This window comes from Nocardia sp. X0981, assembly GCF_977089955.1.
In genome coordinates this window covers 4,158,722-4,179,479 of sequence record NZ_OZ372435.1, presented here as the reverse complement: position 1 = coordinate 4,179,479, position 20,758 = coordinate 4,158,722, and the positions used below count along the sequence as shown (strand labels likewise).

23 protein-coding genes are annotated in these 20,758 nt (G+C 65.8%); 10 read left to right on the top strand and 13 right to left on the bottom strand.

Annotated elements, in window-relative coordinates:
• The first annotated feature begins 42 nt into the window (after positions 1-42).
• The 3 genes from ACYR7D_RS18765 (at position 43) to ACYR7D_RS18755 (ending at position 1,614) form a co-directional block, all read left to right on the top strand.
• Positions 43-696, top strand: coding sequence for a hypothetical protein (locus tag ACYR7D_RS18765; protein WP_459545824.1), 654 nt, complete (start codon positions 43-45; stop codon positions 694-696).
• An 89-nt stretch (positions 697-785) separates the two neighbouring features.
• On the top strand, positions 786-1,151 hold the full coding sequence (locus tag ACYR7D_RS18760; protein ID WP_459545823.1) for a hypothetical protein: 366 nt from the start codon (positions 786-788) through the stop codon (positions 1,149-1,151).
• Between the two features lie 82 nt (positions 1,152-1,233).
• Positions 1,234-1,614: a hypothetical protein gene (locus tag ACYR7D_RS18755; protein ID WP_459545822.1), complete on the top strand. Its 381-nt coding sequence runs from the start codon at positions 1,234-1,236 to the stop codon at positions 1,612-1,614.
• Positions 1,615-1,823: 209 nt separating this feature from the next.
• On the opposite strand, the gene ACYR7D_RS18750 is transcribed toward ACYR7D_RS18755, so the two are convergent.
• The 5 genes from ACYR7D_RS18750 to ACYR7D_RS18730 form a co-directional block, all read right to left on the bottom strand.
• Positions 1,824-2,990 carry a bifunctional 2-methylcitrate synthase/citrate synthase gene (locus tag ACYR7D_RS18750; RefSeq protein ID WP_459545821.1) on the bottom strand — a complete coding sequence of 389 codons (1,167 nt, stop codon included), beginning with the start codon at positions 2,988-2,990 and terminating at the stop codon, positions 1,824-1,826.
• Positions 2,987-3,901 carry a methylisocitrate lyase gene (gene prpB / locus ACYR7D_RS18745; protein ID WP_459545820.1) on the bottom strand — a complete coding sequence of 305 codons (915 nt, stop codon included), beginning with the start codon at positions 3,899-3,901 and terminating at the stop codon, positions 2,987-2,989. The genes ACYR7D_RS18750 and prpB overlap by 4 nt, the downstream gene beginning before the upstream one ends.
• A complete protein-coding gene (gene prpD / locus ACYR7D_RS18740) occupies positions 3,901-5,403 on the bottom strand; it encodes a 2-methylcitrate dehydratase PrpD (RefSeq protein ID WP_459545819.1) in 1,503 nt (500 codons plus the stop codon). Before prpD ends, prpB begins: the two co-directional genes overlap by 1 nt.
• 217 nt (positions 5,404-5,620) lie before the next feature.
• Positions 5,621-7,066 (bottom strand): short-chain fatty acyl-CoA regulator family protein, encoded by a 1,446-nt coding sequence (locus ACYR7D_RS18735; RefSeq protein WP_459550214.1) that lies wholly within the window; start codon positions 7,064-7,066, stop codon positions 5,621-5,623.
• Between the two features lie 160 nt (positions 7,067-7,226).
• Positions 7,227-7,463 (bottom strand): hypothetical protein, encoded by a 237-nt coding sequence (locus tag ACYR7D_RS18730; protein WP_459545818.1) that lies wholly within the window; start codon positions 7,461-7,463, stop codon positions 7,227-7,229.
• Between the two features lie 240 nt (positions 7,464-7,703).
• Between ACYR7D_RS18730 and mbp1 the strand changes: the two genes are divergently transcribed.
• Both mbp1 and ACYR7D_RS18720 read left to right on the top strand, forming a co-directional pair.
• On the top strand, positions 7,704-7,991 hold the full coding sequence (gene mbp1 / locus ACYR7D_RS18725) for a microaggregate-binding protein 1 (RefSeq protein WP_459545817.1): 288 nt from the start codon (positions 7,704-7,706) through the stop codon (positions 7,989-7,991).
• Between the two features lie 391 nt (positions 7,992-8,382).
• Positions 8,383-9,543, top strand: a complete 1,161-nt coding sequence (locus ACYR7D_RS18720; RefSeq protein WP_459545816.1) for a DUF1444 domain-containing protein — start codon at positions 8,383-8,385, stop codon at positions 9,541-9,543.
• A gap of 42 nt (positions 9,544-9,585) precedes the next feature.
• On the opposite strand, the gene ACYR7D_RS18715 is transcribed toward ACYR7D_RS18720, so the two are convergent.
• On the bottom strand, positions 9,586-9,993 hold the full coding sequence (locus tag ACYR7D_RS18715; protein ID WP_459545815.1) for a nitroreductase/quinone reductase family protein: 408 nt from the start codon (positions 9,991-9,993) through the stop codon (positions 9,586-9,588).
• An 84-nt stretch (positions 9,994-10,077) separates the two neighbouring features.
• Between ACYR7D_RS18715 and ACYR7D_RS18710 the strand changes: the two genes are divergently transcribed.
• On the top strand, positions 10,078-10,671 hold the full coding sequence (locus ACYR7D_RS18710) for a TetR/AcrR family transcriptional regulator (protein WP_459545814.1): 594 nt from the start codon (positions 10,078-10,080) through the stop codon (positions 10,669-10,671).
• A 59-nt stretch (positions 10,672-10,730) separates the two neighbouring features.
• Here the strand turns inward: ACYR7D_RS18710 and ACYR7D_RS18705 are convergent, their stop codons facing one another.
• From ACYR7D_RS18705 to ACYR7D_RS18695, 3 genes are all read right to left on the bottom strand, one after another.
• On the bottom strand, positions 10,731-11,372 hold the full coding sequence (locus ACYR7D_RS18705) for a TetR/AcrR family transcriptional regulator (RefSeq protein ID WP_459545813.1): 642 nt from the start codon (positions 11,370-11,372) through the stop codon (positions 10,731-10,733).
• 330 nt (positions 11,373-11,702) lie between these two features.
• Positions 11,703-12,524 (bottom strand): alpha/beta hydrolase, encoded by an 822-nt coding sequence (locus ACYR7D_RS18700; protein ID WP_459545812.1) that lies wholly within the window; start codon positions 12,522-12,524, stop codon positions 11,703-11,705.
• Positions 12,525-12,816: 292 nt separating this feature from the next.
• Positions 12,817-13,857 carry a fused (3R)-hydroxyacyl-ACP dehydratase subunits HadA/HadB gene (locus ACYR7D_RS18695; RefSeq protein ID WP_459545811.1) on the bottom strand — a complete coding sequence of 347 codons (1,041 nt, stop codon included), beginning with the start codon at positions 13,855-13,857 and terminating at the stop codon, positions 12,817-12,819.
• A gap of 648 nt (positions 13,858-14,505) precedes the next feature.
• On the opposite strand from ACYR7D_RS18695, the gene ACYR7D_RS18690 reads away from it, so the two are divergent.
• Entirely contained in the window at positions 14,506-14,769 is a 264-nt protein-coding gene (locus tag ACYR7D_RS18690; protein ID WP_459545810.1) for a DUF2283 domain-containing protein, read from the top strand.
• 99 nt (positions 14,770-14,868) lie between these two features.
• Here ACYR7D_RS18690 and ACYR7D_RS18685 read toward each other — a convergent pair whose 3' ends face one another.
• Positions 14,869-15,099 (bottom strand): hypothetical protein, encoded by a 231-nt coding sequence (locus ACYR7D_RS18685; protein ID WP_459545809.1) that lies wholly within the window; start codon positions 15,097-15,099, stop codon positions 14,869-14,871.
• On the opposite strand from ACYR7D_RS18685, the gene ACYR7D_RS18680 reads away from it, so the two are divergent.
• The gene (locus tag ACYR7D_RS18680; protein WP_459545808.1) at positions 15,092-15,496 is read left to right on the top strand and encodes an ArsR/SmtB family transcription factor; all 405 of its coding nucleotides are present in this window, start codon (positions 15,092-15,094) and stop codon (positions 15,494-15,496) included. The genes ACYR7D_RS18685 and ACYR7D_RS18680 overlap by 8 nt on opposite strands.
• Positions 15,497-15,559: 63 nt before the next feature.
• Here the strand turns inward: ACYR7D_RS18680 and ACYR7D_RS18675 are convergent, their stop codons facing one another.
• Positions 15,560-16,666 (bottom strand): AAA domain-containing protein, encoded by a 1,107-nt coding sequence (locus tag ACYR7D_RS18675; protein WP_459545807.1) that lies wholly within the window; start codon positions 16,664-16,666, stop codon positions 15,560-15,562.
• A 33-nt stretch (positions 16,667-16,699) separates the two neighbouring features.
• Positions 16,700-17,841 (bottom strand): IS3 family transposase gene (locus ACYR7D_RS18670; RefSeq protein ID WP_459545806.1). Its coding sequence is split into 2 segments (ribosomal slippage): positions 16,700-17,577 and positions 17,577-17,841, totalling 1,143 coding nucleotides; the frame shifts between segments, so codons are not numbered across the junction.
• Positions 17,842-18,302: 461 nt separating this feature from the next.
• On the opposite strand from ACYR7D_RS18670, the gene ACYR7D_RS18665 reads away from it, so the two are divergent.
• Both ACYR7D_RS18665 and ACYR7D_RS18660 read left to right on the top strand, forming a co-directional pair.
• On the top strand, positions 18,303-19,223 hold the full coding sequence (locus ACYR7D_RS18665; RefSeq protein WP_459545805.1) for a universal stress protein: 921 nt from the start codon (positions 18,303-18,305) through the stop codon (positions 19,221-19,223).
• Between the two features lie 14 nt (positions 19,224-19,237).
• On the top strand, positions 19,238-19,591 hold the full coding sequence (locus ACYR7D_RS18660; protein ID WP_396890858.1) for a spore germination protein GerW family protein: 354 nt from the start codon (positions 19,238-19,240) through the stop codon (positions 19,589-19,591).
• Positions 19,592-19,746: 155 nt separating this feature from the next.
• Here ACYR7D_RS18660 and ACYR7D_RS18655 read toward each other — a convergent pair whose 3' ends face one another.
• Entirely contained in the window at positions 19,747-20,685 is a 939-nt protein-coding gene (locus ACYR7D_RS18655; protein WP_051157978.1) for a universal stress protein, read from the bottom strand.
• Between the last annotated feature and the right edge of the window lie 73 nt (positions 20,686-20,758).

Sequence of the window (20,758 nt, the reverse complement as noted above, 5' to 3'; positions counted from 1 at the left end):
GTATCGTGGGTAGGCGCCCGGGGTTCATGGGAAGGGGCACATATGGCCACGGTGCGGCGGTTCTGGATCGAATTCGATCGAGACCGCGCAACAGCTCTCTGGTGGACCGCGCCGTACGCGGGCGTGACCGGCTTCGATGAACGGGACTGCTTGGCGATGGTGGCGGATCTGATTCCCTCCTACGAGGAGTTACCTCCCGTGCGTGCCATCACGGCCGATATATCACTGGCCCAGGAGCTCCCGGTGAACCGTTCCGCTCTCGGAGTCCCGGTGTGGCGAGGCGTCTGGTACCCGCCGATGAACCTGAAGACCGGGCCTGTGTGGCGCCCCTGCGGCGCCGACCGGGCGTTCGATCCCTCCTACGAGCCGACGACGGCCAGTGAGATCTTGCGCGCGGAGACACGGTGGTGGGACGAAATCCCGCATATCACTCGTCTGCTGTGGCCGCTCGTAACGATGCACTACGCGGTCCTGGCCGACCAGAAGCGGAAATTCGCCCGTGCAGAGCGCGAACGCATAGCCACGGACCCGGTCTACGGAGACATGGTGCGCGAAGCTCTCGACTACATGATCGCGCGGCGCCCGACGCCGAGCGAATGGTTCGACCCGACCGGAACCCGGTTCGCCGATCAATACGAACTGGACGAGTACCTGCGGGCCTTCCGAGGCTTTCTGTTCGGAACCGTGGCTCAGTAGGGAGCGTCGATGAGACAGGATCGGCGGCATCCCGCTGTCCCCGAAGGTGATTCGGCCACCACTTGGGAAATAACGGAGTGACCGATGGCGTGAGTAGCTATCTGGTCGTCCAGCTGTACTGCACACCCGCACAGGCGCAGGCTGTCCGTACCGCGCTGGCAGCGGAGCTGATGGAATCACCGGAGTTCGCCCGGGCCCGGGTCGGCCTGGAGCAGAAGTCCGAGTCCGACTACGAGATGCATTCGACCTGGGCAGAAGAACATCCGGGGCAAGGGCCGAGTGATCGAGCGTACTTCCTGGTCGAGATGACCTCCCCTGTGGATGTACCGGAACCGATCTTGCGCAAGGCGGAGTACGAAATCATCGAGTGGATCGAGAAGACCTACAACGACGAGGACAACGATATCGCCGAAGTCCGATGGGGCAGCTACGCGGGGACCGGAGAACACGCCTGAGTGGTCCCACCTGATCGAGAAGGGCCGCTCTCATCCGCCCGGGCGGTCTTCTCGTGTATGGGCAGTGGGCCATCCTGAGGGAATGGATCCGGATGACCTGGTAGCGATCGAACTATCGGAGGACGAACGTGAGGTACTACGCCACGGACTGGGCGAATGGGGCGGTCCGGCCCACTGCACCGAAGCGCTCGCGGCTGCTATGGACTTCCGGAGTGTGCAGGACCTGTACGAGCAGGCACGGCGGTTGCGTTCGGCGTTGAAATCGAACGAGCCGCTGAGCGCGCGGGATTGGCGACGAACCCTGGTGGCGACCGAATTCGCCTTCGCCAGCGATATCTTCGGATCCGGACCGGACTGGTCGATCACCACAGGACTCCCCGACGAGGAGACCGTTCGGATCCTCCGCCGGTTGCAGCGCAAGCTCGGCCGCGGCCTGCGCCGAGAACTGTATCGCCGCCCCTGACCCGGAATACGGTCGAACAGTTCGCGAGTCCGGATGTCGCCGACGCCGCCCTCACAACCCGCCGGTACCGCGGTAACCGGCAGCAGTAAGTGACGGTCTTCCCACATTGCTGTGTGGCACGGCACCTGTCGGTGTTGGGAATCCCCGCAGATCTCCGCGCCCGTAGCCGGCTACCTCGTGTGGACCGTCGATATCGGATATCGAAGTGGTCAGGCGACGACGGGGCGCTGGGGTACACCGACGTATTCGCTCAGCGGCCGGATCAGGGCGTTGGATTCGCCCTGCTCGATGATGTGCGCGGTCCAGCCGGTGATCCGGCTCATCACGAAGATCGGGGTGAAGAGCTCGACCCCGAATCCGAGCAGGTGATACGCCGGGCCGGTGGGAAAATCGAGATTCGGCTTGATCCCGGTGGCCTCGTCCATCGTTTTTTCCAGCGCTTCGTACATCTGCACCCACTTCTGCCCACCGGTGGCCGCGGCGATATCCAGAAAGGCCTGCTTCATGGTGGGTACCCGGGAATCACCCTGTTTGTAGACCCGGTGCCCGAAACCCATCACCTTCTCCTTCTGGGCCAGCTTCTCACGCAACCACTCCCCCGCCAGGCCGGGATCGTCGATTTCCAGCATGTGGTGCATCACGGCTTCGTTGGCGCCGCCGTGCAGCGGTCCCTTGAGAGCACCGATGGCGGCGGTGACCGCGCTGTAGATATCCGACAGTGTGGAGGTGACCACCCGCGCGGCGAAGGTGGAGGCGTTGAAGCTGTGCTCGGCGTACAGGATGAGCGATACCTCGAACGCCTTCACCAGCTCCGGCGGCGGAACCTCGCCGAAACACATGTTCAGGAAGTTTTCGGCATAACCCATAGGGGAATGCGGGGCGATCGGGTCCAGACCGCGGCGCCGGCGATGATCGGCCGCCACGATGGTCGGCAGCACCGCGAACATCCGCAGCGCTTTGGCGCGGTTGGCCTCGGCCGAATTGTCGTCCTCGGCAGGGTCTTCCGCACCCAGGTAACTGATCGCGGTCCGCACCACATCCATGGGGTGGCAGGTATCGGGCATCTTCGCGACCAGGGACAGCAGCGAGCGGTCGGCGCGCCGTGATACCCGCTCCCGCTGCTGGAATCGCTCCAGTTCGGCGTGGGTGGGTAGTTCGCCGTACCACAGCAGGTAGGCGACCTGTTCGAAGCTGCAGTTGGCGGCCAGATCCTGGACGGCGTAGCCACGGTAGGTCAGGGAGTTGGTTTCCGGCACCACCTTGGAGATCGAGGTGGTGTCGACGACGACGCCTGCCAGGCCCTTGCAGATGGTCGGGATCGCGGACAAGTGGCCGGCGTCCCGCGTCGGCTCGCTGACCGAAGCCGAGTTCGTCATCGGTTCCTCCCCGGAGTGAAATCTAATACAGCGGAATCGAATACGTTGTAACGCTCGTACTGCAGCAACTCGTAGAGGCGGCTGCGGTGCTGCATCCGAGCCAGCAGACCGGACTGCGTACCCTCGGCATGGATTTCGCGCAGTCCCGCCTCCGCCGCATACATGGCCAGCCGCAGGGTCGAGACGGGATAGATGACCGCGTTGTAACCGATCGATTCCAGTGTCGCCGCCGGAATCAGCTCGGATTTGCCGAATTCGGTCATATTGGCGAGCAATGGGGCGGATACAGCGGCCCGGAATTTCTCGAATTCCGCGGGGGTGTGCAATGCCTCGGTGAAGATCAGGTCGGCACCGGCGTCGGCGTAGACCTGCGCGCGCTCGATCGCGGCGTCGATCCCTTCGACCCCCGCGGCATCGGTGCGGGCGCAGATCACGAAGTTCGGGTCGCGGCGGGCCGAGACAGCCGCCCGCAGCCGCCGCACCATCTCGTCGGGCGACACCACGGCCTTTCCATCGAGGTGACCGCATCGTTTGGGGTTGACCTGGTCTTCGAGGTGGCAGCCGGCGATCCCGGCATCCTCGAGCACGGTAATCGTCCGCGCGGCGCTCATCGGCTCACCGAAACCGGTATCGGCATCGATGAGCACCGGCAGATCGGTGACCCGCGCGATCTGGTGACCACGTCCGCAGACCTCCGTCAGAGTGGTCAACCCGATATCGGGCAGGCCCAGATCGGCGGAGAGCACCGCGCCGGAGACATAAACCCCTTCGAACCCGATCTCCTGGATCAGTCCGGCGACCAGCGGATTGAACGCGCCGGGAAAACGCTGGATGCGGCCCGAGACCAGACCCGCGCGGAAGGCCACGCGCTTATCGGCGGCCGGTGTGGACGCTGCCAGTAGACCTGTCATCAGAACAATCCCTTCGGGGAACGCGGGGCGCGGGCGAGTACATCCGCCGAGACGGTGAAGACGAGCTGCGGCAACTCATCCGCGGACAGCTCACCCGCGCGCTGGACCACCTCCAGGAAGCGGTCCTGCTCGGCCGGCTCGACGACGCCTGCGGCGAGGGTGCGGAACTTGGCGATGTACTGGTCGCGGACGAACGGCCGCGCGCCCAGCGGGTGAGCGTCGGCGACCGCGAGTTCGTCGATGATCACCTCACCACTTTTCAAGGTGACCTCCGCGCGGGCACCGAACGCCTTCTCCGTCGGATCGGTGGAGTGGTAGCGGCGGGTCCACTCCGGATCTTCGGCGGTGGAGATCTTGCGCCACAGCTCCACGGTGTCGGGGCGCTGCGCGCGCTCCGGGTCGTACGAGCGTTCGTGGTGCCATGTGCCGTCCTGCAGCGCGACCGCGAAGATGTACATAACCGAGTGATCGAGAGTTTCTCGCGAGGCCGTGGGATCGAACTTCTGCGGATCACCCGAGCCGGTGCCGATGACCACATGGGTGTGGTGGCTGGTGTGCAGCACGATGGAGGCGATCCGGTCCAGGTCCCCGATCCGGTCCCGCATCCGCCGGGCCAGGTCGATCGGGGCCTGGCTCTGGTATTCCGCCGAATGCTCCTTGGTGTAGGAATCCAGAATCGCCCGCTTGACTTCTCCTGGACCGGGCAGCGGCACCGCGTACTCGGCGCTCGGGCCACCCAGCAGCCAGGCGATCACGCCGTCCTCACCCTCCCAGATCGGAGACGGGGCGCCCTCACCGCGCAACGCGCGATCGACGGCTTCCACCGCCATCTTTCCGGCGAACGCGGGGGCGTAGGCCTTCCAGCTCGAGATCTCCCCTTTGCGGGACTGGCGGGTCGCGGTGGTGGTGTGCAGGGCTTGCCCGATGGCCTGGTAGATCGTCTCGGTGTCCAGGCCGAGCAGGGTGCCGATACCGGCGGCCGCCGACGGGCCGAGGTGGGCGATATGGTCGATCTTGTGCTCGTGCAGGCAGAGGGAGCGCACCAGGTCGATCTGGATCTCGTAGCCGGTGGCCAGCCCCCGGATCAGGTCGCGGCCGGACCGGCCGGTGTGCTGGGCAACCGCCAGAATCGGGGGGATGTTGTCGCCCGGGTGCGAGTACTCGGCGGCCAGGAAGGTGTCGTGGAAATCGAGTTCACGCACCGCCACACCGTTGGCCCACGCCGCCCACTCCGGGGAGAACGTGCCCTCGACACCGAATACACCGGCGCCCGGCCGGTAGGGATGTGTCAGCGCCTGCGCCCGGGCATTGGCCACCGGACGCCGGGTCAGCGACGCCGCGGCAACCGCCGCGTTGTCGATGATCCGGTTGACGATCATCTCCTCGGTCTCCGGGGCGACTTCGACCGGATCGGTCGCCACCTCGGCGATCCGCCATGCCAGATGCTGCTCACGGGGGAAATTCTCCGCGGAGCGGTGGGTACGGACGAGATGATTCTTCACAGTCCTCGGCCTCCAGGGATCGGTAGCGTTCGCTTTCCCCGGACGCTACGTGTCCCGCCGAGCAGTGGAAATCCGTTGCAAAGGCGAATCTTGTGGAGGCCGACCTGCGAAGTTGCGGATTTTGTGGAGGCGGCGTGTGGGCGGTGGATGTGGTGCGGGCGGAATTGCCCTCACCGCCCCCTCGGGGTCGAACGCCCGCCCCGCGGCGCGGGACCGATCACCACTCGCTCGTATCCGGACCTCGCTCCCCGATCGCGGGGACCGGGGCGTAGGGGGTGGTGGCCGGCCGGTTCTCGTCCGCGGCGAGCGGCCGGCCGATCTGCGGGAACGCGCGTTGGGCGCACGTGGCACGTTCGCAGACCCGGCATCCGGCCCCGATCGGAACAGCGGCGGCCGCATCGCGCAGGGGCAGCCCGTGCGAGTAGACGAGTTCATCGGCGAAAGCGAGATCGCACCCGAGCCCGACCGCGAAATCCCGCGACGGCGAAAGGTAACCCGGGCTGCTCTCCCCCGTGGTCCGCGCCAACCACAGATAGGTGCGCCCGTCGGGCATCTCCGCGATCTGGGTGCGGATCCGGCCCGGCGTCGCGAACGCCTCGTGCACCACCCACAGCGGGCAACTGCCCCCGGACCGGGAGAAGTGGAAGGCGGTGGCGGACTGACGTTTGGAGATGTTGCCCGCGCGGTCGGTGCGCACGAAGAAGAACGGCACGCCGCGTTGCCCGCGCCGCTGCAGCGTCGACAGACGGTGACATACCGTTTCGAACCCGACCTCGAATCGCGCGGCGAGCAGATCGATGTCGTAACGCACCGCTTTCGCCGCGTTCAAGAACGCCCCATAGGGCAAGATCAACGCGCCGGCGAAGTAATTGGCCAAGCCGATCCGGAGCAGCCGCCGGGACTCCGCCGGCAACGTCGCGGTCTCGGCGAGCAGCTCCTCGAGCACCGCGGACTGGGTGAGGAACGCCAGCTGCGTAGCCAATTGGAACGCGCGCTGCCCGGCGGTCAGGCGACGCGCGAGGGTGAGCGTGCGGGTCTCCGGATCGTAGCGGCGCTTGGGCCCGGGCCGGACCGGGTCCTCCGAACGGATCAGGACCTTCACCTGGTGTTCGTCGTGCAGGAGACGGGCCAGTTGCAGATCCAGCCCACCGAGCGTGAACCTCCCGGCGACGAACAACTCCTCGGCGGCGGTGTCCAGGACCGGGATGTGATTGCGGCGGTCGTAGAAGTAGTCGCGGACATCCTCGTAGGGCATCGCGGTGCGGGGCCCCACCACCGGCGAGTCGAGCCCGTCGGTGAGCAGCTCGAGCTGCCCGTTGATCGTACGCAGGCGCCGATGCTGACTGATCAGCAACCGCACCGCCGCCGGGACCCGGGTGAGCAGATCATCGAGCTCGGTGCTGCTCACCGGCGCGGCTTCCGGATCCTCGGCGAACACCTCCTGCAGATCCGCGAGCAGCCGGGCATCGGTCTCCGGCGCGAAGAACCCGACATCCAGGTCGAAGGTGGAGGTCAGCCGCATCAACACGGGCACAGTCAACGGGCGCTGATCGTTTTCCAGCTGATTGACATAACTCAGCGAGAGCCCCAGCGCCTTGGCCAGACCGGACTGCGAGAGTCCTCGCTGTTCACGCAGTGCACGCAGCCGGCCACCGGCATACATCTTCTCCACCACCGGCCTCCTTTCCTATCGGGCGGACATGCGCTTGCCACGGCAGGGCGAGACGAACCAGCTGCGCTCATGGATATACCGCCCAGCGCATCGCTGGTGCGACACAGCGGCACCCTCACCGATGATCCGCGACCCGACGGTTTCTCCGCCCTCAGAGTGCTTTCGCCCGGGCTTCCACCGCGTCCGCGGCTTCCTTCAAACCGGCGGCGGGGTCGAGTTGGCGATAGCGCCTGATGGCCTCGACTTTCTTGCCTCGGCGCAGCAGATCATCGATTTCGGTGAAGTCGATGGCATCGGGATCTTCGATCTGCAGGTGCTGCAAGATCAGATCGAGTTTGCGCTCGAGACGATCGATCTTGCGCTCGAGGCGTGAGTTGTTGTCGAACACGATCACACCGTAACGAGGTACCCGTGGGCGGCCGGCCCGGGCATCCGAACCGGGTATCGCGGGAGCCTGTACGGATCGGTCCGAACAAGTCCCGGCCCCGTGATCGTCTCGGTCCCGCGCGAGTGTGTACGGCGAGCATGGTGGCGGCCACCGCCGGGCCCTGGAAGCCATCACCGGATCCCTCCCGCCGCCGTCTCCGGCCGTCCGGAAGATCACCGATTGAACCCGCTACCTCCGGGTATGTCGCGTATATCCACCAAGACCGAACATTCGGAGGTAATCATCGTGGCGGAGAAGCAGACCGGCCCCCGGGAAGGACTGGAAGGCGTCGTCGAAGGTGTGAAGGGCAAGGCCAAGGAAGTAGGCGGCACCCTCCTCGACAACGAGAGCCTGCGCGACGAGGGCATCGCCCAGCAGGAGAAGGCCGAAGCACAGCGCGAGGTCGCGGAGAAGGAAGCCGAGGCCGAGAAGGCACGCTCCGAAGCCGGAGTGCAGGAAGCACGGCAGCGGTCGCATCAGGGGCGCTAGCAGCCCCGCTCCGCTCAGGACGCGGCAGCACACCGAAGCCCACGGCGGCCGCCCGGAGAAGTCCGGGCGGCCGCCGTGTCCTGCAACGTGATCGAACGGCGACGAATGCGGATGTGCTGCGAACAACTGCCACATCCGGTTCGGCGTTTCCGCGCGCCGCGTACCCACCGGCCAGGTGTGGCTGCCCCCGCTGCAGACCGCGACTCGCTCCTCTCCCCGCCATGACCGAAACCGCGGCGCCGGGCAACGGATGATCCCCGTGAATCAACGGGCCGGTCCGCGGCCGTGGCACCGCCACTGGGAACATCACCGAGCGCCACCGGCGGCGGTTCCGGTAGCGTCCGCGCTTCTTGTCGTTGCCCGAACCGTGAACGTGAGGTTGCTCTTCCAGATGACGAATACCGACGACGATCGGGTACGGCGCGAATTCGCGTTGCAGGTCTTCGGGCATATGCGCACGGCAGGTATCAGCGATGTCTCCTATGACGCCGGCGAATTCGCTGTCCGCTACGACGGTGGAGATGCCGTGCTCCATCTCGCGAACCTCTTCACGGAAACGCGCGACCGATCGCCGGAGGAAACCCGGGAATGGCTGGCGCGAATCGTGCCCGCACTCGTCACGCCCACGGCACCACCCGAGAGCTGGGAGGAGGTACGCCCGCTGCTGCGACCGGCACTACGGCCTGCCACCTACGCATCGGCGGACGAGGGTTCGCGGATACGGCGCCCGCTCTTCCCTTTCGTGGACGAGTTGCTGGCCATCGACCACCCGGATGTCATCGGCTTCCCCGACGAGACGAAGCTCGCCGAATGGGGCGTGACGGCGGAAGAAGCGTTCACGGTGGCCCGGGAGAACCTGGCGGCGGTGGTGCCGGTGGCGGAACTGCCCGGCGACGGGATCGTGAGGATAGCGGTCGACGAAGCCGATTATCTGTCGTCGTGGATCCTGGTGCCGGATTGGCTGCTCGTCTCGACGACGAACTTCGAGCATCCGCCGGTGGCGTTCGTTCCGGATCACCGGAGCCTGCTGATCGTTCCCGGTGATCCGGAGCTGCTGTCCGAGGCCTTCGAAGCGGTGGAACAGCAGTACCGGGAGGCGGCACGGCCACTGTCGCCCCAGGGGTACACCCTCGACGAATCCGGCCTGGTGATCCCGCTGGACCAGGTGAGCACCGCCAACAGCGCCGAGGTGGCCCGGGCGCGCGCGATACTGGCCGGTGCGCAGTACCACACCCAGCAACAATGGCTCGAGGAGCGTTACCAGGAGGACCTCGAGGCGATCTATGTGAGCAGTCTGATGGTGGCCGAACGCGAGGACGGTATCCATACCGTGACGGTCTGGGGTGAAGGTGTCGACGCCACCCTGCCGGTGGCCGATTTCCTCGCGTTCGCCACCGACGACGAACGGACCGTCGTAGTGCCGTTCGGCACCGCCGTCGAGCTCACCGGTATCGTCCCGATGCCGGGCCTCCACCCACCGCGCTACCGCACCGGCGGATGGCCCGCTCCCGCGGTGTTCGAACGTCTCACGGAGGCCGCGGTCGCGTTCTGACAGCGGTGGGAGCCGCCTCGGCGGCACCGGCTCACGAGCAGGTCACCGCTGGTCGAGGTCGATCCGGATGGTGAGCAGGTCGGTACCGAGCATGCGGACATTCCAGCTGTTCACACGCGGGAGCCGCCGCAGACGGGCGCGTGCGTCATCCTCGGGAAGCAGGTGGGCGATACCGGTGTACCACCGAGAGCGGGTCTGCAAGCGGACCCGTGGGTCCGCCGCGATATTGCGGACATATGCCGAGGCGAGACCGTGGTTACTGACGAGCCAGAACGAGCCGTCGACCATGCGGCCGCCGACCGGGGTTCGGCGGGGCAGGCCGCTGCGATGACCAGTGGTCTCCAGTAACGCCTGACCGGGCAGGTGTCCCACCACTCGCCGCATCAGGGGATTGGCGATGCGCCGGTGATACCAGTTCACCCGGCGCTGTTTCGCGGTTGTCGGACTCATGAGGACGCACCACCTTTATAGGTACCATCAGTCTCGACAATTCTTCTCGGTACCGCCAGTTCCGTCAACCGCTAGGCTGGGCGAGTGACGCGACAACGCCCGCATACCGGCCGCCGCCGTAACGAGGCCGCGCGCCGCGCCATCCTCGACGCCGCGGTCGATCTGCTGCCGGGACACGGCGGCCTCACGGTGACGACCGCCGATATCGCGGCGAAGGCCGGCGTCAGCAAACAAACGATCTATCGCTGGTGGCCGTCGAAAGGTGCGGTACTGCTCGAGGCGATGACCGAATGGGCCCGCAACAACGCACCCGATCCCGACTCCGGCTCCCTGCACGAAGATATGACGAGCATCCTCACCGCCACTTTCGCCGCCGCGACATCGCCACCGATGTCCGCCCTGCTGCGCGCCGTCCTCGCCGAAGCGCAGAGCGAGCCCGCGACGGCAGAGCTACTCGCCGATTTCGCCCGCGACCGCCGCGCCGTTCTGCATCGCGTGCTCGACCGAGCGCGCACACGAGGGGAACTGCCCGCGAATACCGATGTGGAACTGCTCGCCGATCAGGCATACGGAGTGCTGTGGTATCGACTGGCGGTGGCCAGAACTCCACTGGACGCCGAACTCGCCGCCCGCCTGGCCGATTCGCTGCTCCCCGGCCGACACGCCGGGTTGCGCTGAATATCCAGGTCCGTGAACTTTGGTCTGTGCGGCTGTATCGGTCCGCCGGTCGGTGGCGCTCAACTCGGTACCGATCGGGCCGGGTCGGCGTCCGCGGTGGTTGTCCCCAGCACGCGATCGAGCAGATGGTCGAGGAGCTCGAGGGCGGACCGGGGGGTGATGAAGTTCTGGAGCATGGCCTGGGCCAGTCCGCCGATCGTCATGGTGATGAGTTCGGCGTCGCGTTCGGGGGCATCGTCCAGCTCTGAGCGATCGGAGCTCCGGGTACGCCGGAGTTGGTCGGTGACGATCGTGACGAGGGCTTGTGGCGCGGCGAAGGTTTCTTCGGCGGTGATGCCTCGGCCGGCGATCGCCGCGGTGGCGAACACGTTGAGCACGATGACTTCTTCCCGGCGCTGCTCGTCCAAGGGCAGCAGCTCGGTCAGGACCGCGTGAATCGCCTCTCGGGGTGTGGCCTCGGGCCCCAGTGCGGTCCACCGTTGCTGGAATCGGGCACCGGCGTCCTGTATGACCGATCGGTGGGTCGCCAGTAGGAACTCGTTCTTGGTTCCGAAGTAGTACTGCACCAGCCGTATCGAGATCCCGGCCTCGGCGGCGACCGATTGGAAGGTCACAGCTTCCAGGCCGCCGGTGACGATGACGCGGCGCACGGCATCGGTGATCTGACGGCGCCGCACTTCATGGTCGACCAATCGTGGCACGGAACCTCGCCTTCCTCGTCGGGTGTTCTTCTCAGCTGAATGGTATGCCCGTACCCCATAAATGGTACGTTCATATCATCCGTGCTACTGCCGGGTATCGGAGGAAACGGCCGGCTGTGGTGACGGGTCGGCGCAGAGCTGTCCCACGATCGTCTCGTCTCCCCACCCGACGGCATCGGCCGGGCTGGGCATGGCAAACAAACCGCCCCTGCGCGATACCGAAGACATCGCGACATGGATGAGCGAGACACCCGACGGGCTCGGCGTCGATCGCGTCCATCGGGCCGGAAACTCTCTCGATATCGACTCGCCGGTGTTGGGCCGGTCGGCCTATCCCACTGGGCTCGACCCAGCGAGAATGCCGGCTATTCGTGCCGCATGGAGACATGCGCCGAGGTGGGTGGTATCGATGGTGTGGACCACGAAAGGGTTGCCGGGGGTCAAAGCGTCCGCTTCGGCGATCATCCGGTTCTGCATGGCGAGTGGGATGGCGCGATCGTGGGAGAAACGGATGTAGGTGCGGGGAATCCGCCCCCAAGTATCGGCTCGTACGCGGCAATCCGTGGTGAAAACCTGCGCCGAGTCCGCGGGTTCGAGGAGATTGAGACAAGCGCGGAACTGATTGTCGGTGGCATCGGCCATCAGGTTGCGCTTCATCATTGTCAGTTGGCCGGGGTCGGCCGACCGCCAATTGACCATCGCCGCGGCCACATCGTGAATCCCCAAGGTCTCGAGGTAGGCGGCGACACTGGGCAATTCGACGCAGCACCAGGCCGAGATATAGACGATTCCGTCCAGTAGGTCCGGCACGGTGTTGCCGACGCCGCTGATGGTCGCACCGCCGCCACTGGTGCCGACCAAGATCACCGGTCCGAACTCCGCCACCCGCCGTACCGCGGCCACCACATGGTCGACATTGTCCTGCAGAGTGATCGACGACAGCGGGGACGCCTGGGCGGTGAACGACCGCAGATCCTGGGGAGCCTGGTACGACACCGGGAAATAGCCGCCGAGGCCATGACCGGGCAGGTCGACAGCCAAACCTCGATGCCCGAGTAGCGCGAGTTCCTGTAGCAGCGGAGACCACGACCAAGAGTTGCTGTGCGCCCCGTGCACGAGCACGAACGTCGGCCGGACATCTCGGCGAGGCATCCGGTCGGACCGGCTACGGGCAAAACGATCTTCAGAGGCAGGCACAGCTTCGACCGTAACCGCGCCGCAGCATCACCGACCGCGGAGGCGCGACCCGGCCCCGCGAGAGGACCGTCACTCGCGGCTGCGAGTCACTGGGCGCCCCGTTCCTCGATTGCTGTTCTCCTGAACAGACCTCGCAGTATCGGCACCGGTCGACGAGGTTCCCTGCGGCGTAACCGCCCGCCACGGTCTCGCCGGGGGACGGCTGTTCGTTCACCGCCGGCAACGGCCCCCGCTATCGCGGCGGAGGCTAGGCGAGGCGGACATCCGCCGTGGCGAGGCCGAAAATCTTGCGGCCGCCCGACTTCGCGACGATGACGACGACAGCCGTCCTGGTGTCGGGATCGACCGATTTGACGCGCCCGGTGAACTCCACGGTCCCCGCGGCGGTGGCTTCGACGACGGTGTAATTCGACAACCGGACCCCGTACCTGATCAATGCACCCGGGTCACCGAGCCATCCGGTGACGAATCCCGCTCCCAAACCCATGGTGAGCATGCCATGGGCGATCACGCCCGGCAGACCGGCGAGCGCGGCGACCCCATCGTGCCAATGGATGGGGTTCGCGTCTCCCGAGACCCCGGCATAATTCACCAGATCACCCCGTGTCACGGTCACAGAACGAGTGGGAAGCTCGTCACCGACGGTGATGTCCTCGAATCGCGACACGGTGCGTGGGATACGCGTACGGGAAATCGGCGAGAGACGCGTAGCTGTCCCGGTATCCGGATCCGGCGCCATCGGCCCGTTCCTCGCGGAGGATGCGGCCGTGGCTCGGTAATTCGCGTGCAGCCCGCTCATAACGATGCGCTCGATCGTGTCGCTGAGGTCGGCATCGACGTCCTTGCCGGTAAGGCCGACGACGGTGGTGTGCATGATCTGCGCGATGTCGCCGGTCTGGTCGGTGAAGGTGTTGGTGATAGTGAGCAGGTCTTTGCCCGCGATGCGACGCACCGAGGACAGCTCGACATCGCTGACCAACCGGTCGCCGGTGAGCACCGGCTTGTACATCTCGAAAACCTGATCGGTCTGCACGATCACGTCGTAGCCGGCCATGACGGTCTCCAACAGCCTGCGGTTGGCCAACATCGCGGCAGTGGAGATGAACGTGGTCGGCGCGATCAGACCGGCGTATCCGAACTCACCAGCAGCGTCCTCGCTCCAGTGCGCCGGGTGGAAGTCCTGCACCGCCCGCGCGTACTCGCGGATCTTCTCCCGCCCCACCTCGTAGTAATCATCCACACGATAGCGATGCCCTACCAACCCGGCCACATCGAACGCCGCTTCCACCGAAGCCTCTCCTTCACCCGAATCCTGCGACACTCGTAACCGACACCGCCGGTACCGGGCGCACGAGTGAAACCTCACCTTCTCACAAGACAGCCACCGTAGCCTCGCCACCCTGACGGCTGTGTCGAGTATTCGAAATCGACGCGTTCATGGGCACAACTCGGACTACCGGCGGAAAAGTGACAGGTAGGGGCTGGTGCGGGTGAACTACCGGACGGGGCTCGAGCCGACCTCGACGCGGCCGGGGTCGCAACACGGCCGGCGGTGACACCCCACGACACTCGGTCCGAGCCGGTGACCACGATGCTCGCGACGCCGAGCCGGGCGGCATACGCGCGGTCGGCGATCGCCCAACTCGGCCTCGACAACATCGTCCGAAAGACGTCCAGGTCGGCAAGTTGTGCCGATCGCCCACCGTGGCAGGCTCCACGGGGTCGGCGTCAGTCGTCGCGCTCTGGCAGGGAAGTTCTCGTTGCAGAAGGGTGGTAGTTCGAGCCGCGGCGGATGCGGGATTCTGTGTGGCATCGTTTCCAGAGGCGCAGTACGGAGAGGCCGAGTTCTGGGGGCCCGCCCTTCGCTGCGCCTTGGGAGCACAGGCCGGAAACAACCCTCGGGTCCGATCAGCCGAGAAGAGCACAACCTTTGAACATGCATATGACATACGATCCCTCTGCCGATGCCGCCTATATCGCCTTGAAGCAGCCCATCGGTGCAGGTGAAGCCGTACGACAGCAGAATGTGACCATCAAGGATGCCGAAGTCGTTCTCGATTTCGACGAGGACGACCGCCTGCTCGGTATAGAGATCATCGGGGCGGGTGCCGTGCTGCCCGCACAGACGCTGCAGGCGGCCCCGCGCCCGAACCGACCGCGAAGAGTCGGCCCACAACGCGGCCCGAGTCGATCCGGCTGATGCCGGGGAACCGGATCCCTACCGCTACAACCGCTTCGACCCGATCACCCGCGACTACCGGGTTCGGGTCACCGGCGTCGGGCCGCGCAGCTGGCGCATTCAGCGGTGCAGAGCCATATCGGGGCCGCTGACAGTGCCTGTGTCCCGGCTGGCCGGCAAGGTGAGTAGCCATGCGAGTGCCACGACTGCCGCGCCGACAAAGGGGATCGCCGGCGCGGAGTGGTTGTCGATGAGATAGCCGCCGACAGCCGCGCCGAGGGCGCTGCCACCGTAGAGTCCGCTGATTCCCAGAGCGAGGGCGAGCATGGCTCGCTGGGGGTCGATGGCCATCAGGGTCGTGGTACGAACAACGCCCCCGGATTACCGTGATCTCGCCGAGGTCGAACTCGCCGAAGTCATGCACGCGCTGGCCGACCCGGTACGACTGGGGCTGATCCGGCTGCTCAGCGACGGCCACGAAGTCGCCTGGGGGCAGCTCGATGTCCCGGTAGCCCCCTCGACACTGAGCTACCACCTGAAAGTGCTGCGTTCGGCGGGCCTGACCCGCACACGCAAAGAAGGCACGCGCTGCTTCGTACACCTACGGACCGTCGAGGTCGACCAGGCTTTCCCCGGCTTACTCGAGACCACCCTGGCCCTGATGGCGCGCACCCCCGGCGGAATCGTGCCGGTGAAACTCAAATCCGAGAGCCGGGCCGGCGAGCCCGCTTGCCGCCCGGCCGGTTGACCGATACAGACACTGCGCCGGCAGCAGCATGGGTAGTGACATCACATACTGATCCGAAGTTGTTCAGGCAAGTCGCCCGAGGAACCTGCGAACCTCGGCCGGTTCACCGCTGCCGGTCGTCGGCAGGCGCAGTAGCTCGAAGTTGTAGCGACGGCATATCTCGTCCTTCAATGCGTCACGGGCGCGCTGCTCCGGGCTCGCTTCATGAGTGCTGAACCCATCCACCTCGATAGCGCCCAGGTTCTCGTTGGTGATCCGGTTGTATACGACGAAGTCGAACGACGATCGGCGCCGGGCGAACCTGCGATGCCGATCGTCGAGCCGATCCAAGTTGCGCGGGAACACATTCCGCAGAAGAACCTGCCTGTGCACCCCCAGATGCCCGTAATCGGGTTCGGCAAGCACCCCTTCCACCATGGTGAGGGCGATGTCCTCCGAAGCCCACTCGGTACTCCCCCACCTGATGTGCGGATGTTTGCGCCGCCGCTCCGCGTAGTCGCTGTACAGCAAATCGAAGATCGACACCACATCGCTGTCCACGACCGGGTTACCCGGATCCCGGTACCGGATATAGCCGATCAGATCGCGCAGGTGCCGACTGGCCGGCAGCTCCGAAGGGTGCGTGACCAGAACGAACAAGCGCATCGCACGAGATACTGCCACATTGATCAAGTTCGGGTCGTCGGCGAACTTCAACGCTGCCCGGCTGCTACGGGTATCGTCGAGCACCGTGGTCATGACCACCGCATCCTTTTCCCGCCCCTGGAATTTGTGCACGGTGTCGGATTCGATGGACTCGATCAGGGCGTCGGCCACCTTGTCGGCCTGACGGCGATAAGGAGTGGTGATCCCGACTTCGTGCGGAGCGATATCGGCGGATATCCACGGCAGGACCTCGTGCCGGATCACATCGATCTCGCGCTGATTGCTCCGCCCGTTCGACTTCGGGTCGGCGTCACCATAGATGTGACGCATATGATTACCCGGGGCGGTCCGCACCACCGCCATCGGCGTGAACCCCGGTGTACTGCGCGTATAAGGGACCAACCGGCCGTCGTAGAACTTCCGGTTGCAGAACTCGATGATGTCTGGATTGCACCGATAGTGTTCGCGCAGCATTTCTCGGGGCAGTTGATCGCCGTACTGACCAGTCCCCGATAACGCGACCACCCGGTTTCAGAGTCGGATCGTTGTCATCGGTGTTCAGTTGATGTGGCAGTCCACCGGGTGGTGGGTGTGGGTGCAGGCCGCAGCGTACTCGGCCGGTGTGCGGTAGCCCAGCGCCGAATGCCGGTGCCGGTGGTTGTGTTCGTGCTTGAAGTCCGCGATCACCACCCGAGCTTCGAGCAGGCTGGTCCAGTGGTTGCGGTTCAGGCACTCCACGCGCAGGCGCCGGTTGAACGACTCGACGAATCCATTGTTCCAGGGCGTGCCCGGCGGAATATAGGAGATCCCGACCCGATCCTCGCAAAACGATTGCAGTGCTGCAGAAACCATCTCTGGACCGTTGTCGAGACGTAGCGCCTTCGGCGTCCCACGGGCAGCGAAGACCCGCTCCAGTTCGGCCACCAGACGCTCGCCGGTGATCGACCGTTCGACCAGGTGCAGCAGTGATTCGCGGGTGTGCTCGTCGATCATCGACGCGATTTTCACCGCACGCCCGTCGACGGTGGAATCGAACTGGAAATCCAGCGCCCACACCACCCTCGGCGCATCCGCATCCACCGCCGGCACCGACGAGATCCCGGCACGTTTACGCGGGTGATGCGCCCGCACCTGCAGGCTCTCTTGTCGCCAGAGCCGGTGCACCCGTTTGATATTCACCCGATGGCCTTCGTCGAACCGCAGAGCTGCCCAAGCCCGGCGGAACCCGTGGCATGGGTGTTTGGCCGCATAACCACGCAGCCAGGCCCGCGCCCCGGCGTCGGGATCAGTCGGTGTCTGCGCGGTCGGCAACCGTCGATAGGTGGAGCGGGCGAGCCCGACAACTTTGCACGCGAACCTCTCGGACATGCCCATCCGATCCCGGAGCATGTCCACGGCGCGTCGCTTGGCCGCCGGGCCTAGAATTTTCCCTTGCTGATCTCCCGCAAGGCGTCTTTCTCCAGCTCAGCGTCGGCGAGCAGCCGCTTCAATCGGGCGTTCTGTTCCCGCAGCTCCTTGAGTTCTTTGGCGGCATCGGTGTCCATCCCGCCGTACTGGCGGCGCCAGTTATACAGTGTCGCCGCCGAGACCCCCAAGTCAGCGGCGATCTGCTCGCCGGTCAAGCCCTCCGCGGCCAGATCATCGGCGCGCCGCAGCTTGCGCACGATGTCCTCCGCGGAATGCCGCTTGCGTCCAGCCATGGTTCCTATCGTCCCTTCTGGCCCTCACCAGGGCCAACAGGACTCTAATTCCGGCCGGTCGCATTCACGGGGAGCAGGTCACCTCTCCTGGTAGCACAGTGGTAGATTCTCGGTTAACCTCTTGAGCACCACCTGTGCATTTTCAGGATCCTGTCTCCGTGGTTTCTTACTAACTTGCCGCAGTCAGATGTATCTCGCAGTCGTGCTCTGACTCGTCACCGTGAGTTGGACACCAACACAAACGTACCTCCACAGTCGCACCTCGCTGCGGCTGCTCTGTCTCCTGACGCATAGGGAGACGTACTGATCGTGCGTACGGCACGACTCTGATACCGGCGACAGCGAAGGAACCGTCGCTGCCCAAGGGCCTCTGTGTTCATGACCAATGGCAGGCGAGACGCCCGGGTCGGCCGATTTAGCCTACGGGTGTTCGCCCTCGTAGAGCCGAAGGGGTCAGCGCAATGGCCACGGACCGTACCGGACACTCGCGTATGTCGGCAGCGGCGGCTGTCGTGGTGGGAACTGACGGCTCCGATGCCGCGAGCCGGGCGGTGCGCTGGGCCGCCGAAACTGCGTCCCTACGTGGCCGCAAGTTACTTATCGTGCACGGACTCGATCTCATGGCTGCTTCGAGCGCGCTCGGTATCTACGATGTGACGGTCCCCGGGGTTCTCGAAAACATCCGCCGGCGCGGGGCCGACTATGTTGCCGCGGCTGTCTCGCTCGCCGGCACCGTCGACCCCGCGCTGCGGATCCGGACCGAAGTCGCCGAGGACGATCCGTCGCGGCTGTTGCTCGCCCGATCGGCCGACGCGCATATGGTCGTTCTCGGAGCCTCGGGCGATAGCGGGACGTTCACCCATCTCGGCTCCACGCTGCTTGCCGTCACCGCGCACGGTCACGGCTGCATCGTGGTCGTGCGCGGTGACGATACCGACCGGCACACCCGCGCGGCGCTGCCGGTGGTGGTGGGGGTCGACGGGAGCCGGACCAGCGAAGCCGCTGTCGCGGCTGCGTTCAATGAGGCAGCGGAGCGGTCGACCCGGCTGATCGCGGTGCACGCCTGGAGTGATCAGCGGTTCGACCGGTTCGCGGGATATCCGAATGCGATTTCGAATCCCGATGTGGCCGCCGCGGCTCATACCGTTGTGGCTGAGCAGCTGGCGGGTTGGCAGGAGAAATACCCGGAGGTCGACGTCATCCGCAAGGTCTATCTGTTCGGTCCGCGCCACCAGCTCCTCGCATGGTCGAAGGTGGCGCAACTGGTGGTGGTCGGCAGCCGCGGGCGTGGTGGATTCCGGGGTCTGCTGCTCGGTTCGACCAGCAACGCGGTGGTTCAGCACGCGAGTTGCCCGGTCATGGTCGCGCACGACGCTCGGTGAACAGCAGGAAGGACATGATGAAGGTCGACGATATTCTCACCACAGCGAAGGACTCGATGAGTGTCCGGCGAGTGTTCGCCGATCCCGTCGAACGCGACGGGATCACGGTGATCACGGCCGCGGCGGTCTCCGGCGGGGCGGGCGGTGGCGCCGGTACCGATGAGGAAGGGAAAGAGGGGTCCGGCGGTGGCTTCGGCGTCGGAGCCAAGCCCGTCGGTGCCTATGTGGTCGCCGACGGCCGCGTGCGCTGGCAACCCGCCGTGGACGTCAACCGGCTCATGACCGTCGCTGGATGCGTTGCGGTCGCGCTCACCTTTGCCGGACTGCGTCTGGCACGGCTGCGCGCACGTCACCATGCAGAGGTGTGAGTCCCGAGGGGGTTGAGACGGTGAGCGCGGCGGGCGCCGCGCATAGCGCTCCCGGCGACGGCGGACGGGCAGCGCCGAGGGCGCCGTCACCGCACCGAGGATGGCCAGGATCAGGAATATGACCCGACGCTGTCGGTGCCGGTAGCGCGCCCCTCTTACTCGTGCTCGCCTGCACTGTCATTGTGTGCAGGCCGGGCGCGGACGACGATCAGCGGAGTGTCCACCGAATGAAGCAGGGCGTCGCTGGTGGAGCCGAGCAACAGACCCCGAAATCCGCCGCGGCCACGGCTGCCGACGACGACGAGTTGCGCGTCGGCCGAGGCGTCGTGCAACGAACGCGCGGGCCGGTCCACGCGGACAATCCGCTGCACCGCGACATCGGGATACTGTTCGCGGTAGCCGGCCAAGGTCTCGGCGAGCGCCCTGTCGGCGGAGTTCCGGACGTCGTCCCAGTCACGGATCGGGAAATCGAGTCCGCTGGTGTCACTCCACGAGTGCATGGCGATCAGTCCGACGTTGCGCCGGGCCGCTTCGTCGAACGCCAGCGCCACCGCCGGCGCGCTGTTGTCGCTGCCGTCCACTCCCACCACTACCGGTCGCCCGGCCGAGACCGAGTCCAGCGGTGCGTCGGCGTGGATGACCGCCACCGGGCACCACGCGTGCCGGGCGACGGCTGTGCTCACCGAGCCGAGCAGCCCGCGCTGGAACGCACCCAGGCCGCGACTGCCGACTACCACCATCCGGGCCGAGTGCGATCGCTTGATGAGCGCCGTGGTGATGAGCAAGGAGGTCACCTCGGTGCTGATGATCGGCGCCTTGCCCGGCGAGGCGGTCCGGGCCACGTGCTCGGCCTCGTCGACGACACGCTGACCCTGGTCGTACAACCAGCGCAGGTCGTTCTCGGTCATCGTGGCCTCGGGACCGAATCCCGACGGAATGGCCCACGAGTTGATCAGATGCAGCCCACAGCCGTGCATACTCGCCTCGACCGCTGCCCAGGCCACCGCTCGATACGAACTGGGTGAGCCGTCCACCGCGGCAACGACATCGGCTGCGCTGTGGTTCCCGAAAGCGGGTGCCGTGCGTTCGGTCATGCTCTGCCTTCCTCGCGGTTGGATCCCGTCCTGTCCCAAGGATCTCGTCGATACGTGTTTGTGGGGCAGAGGA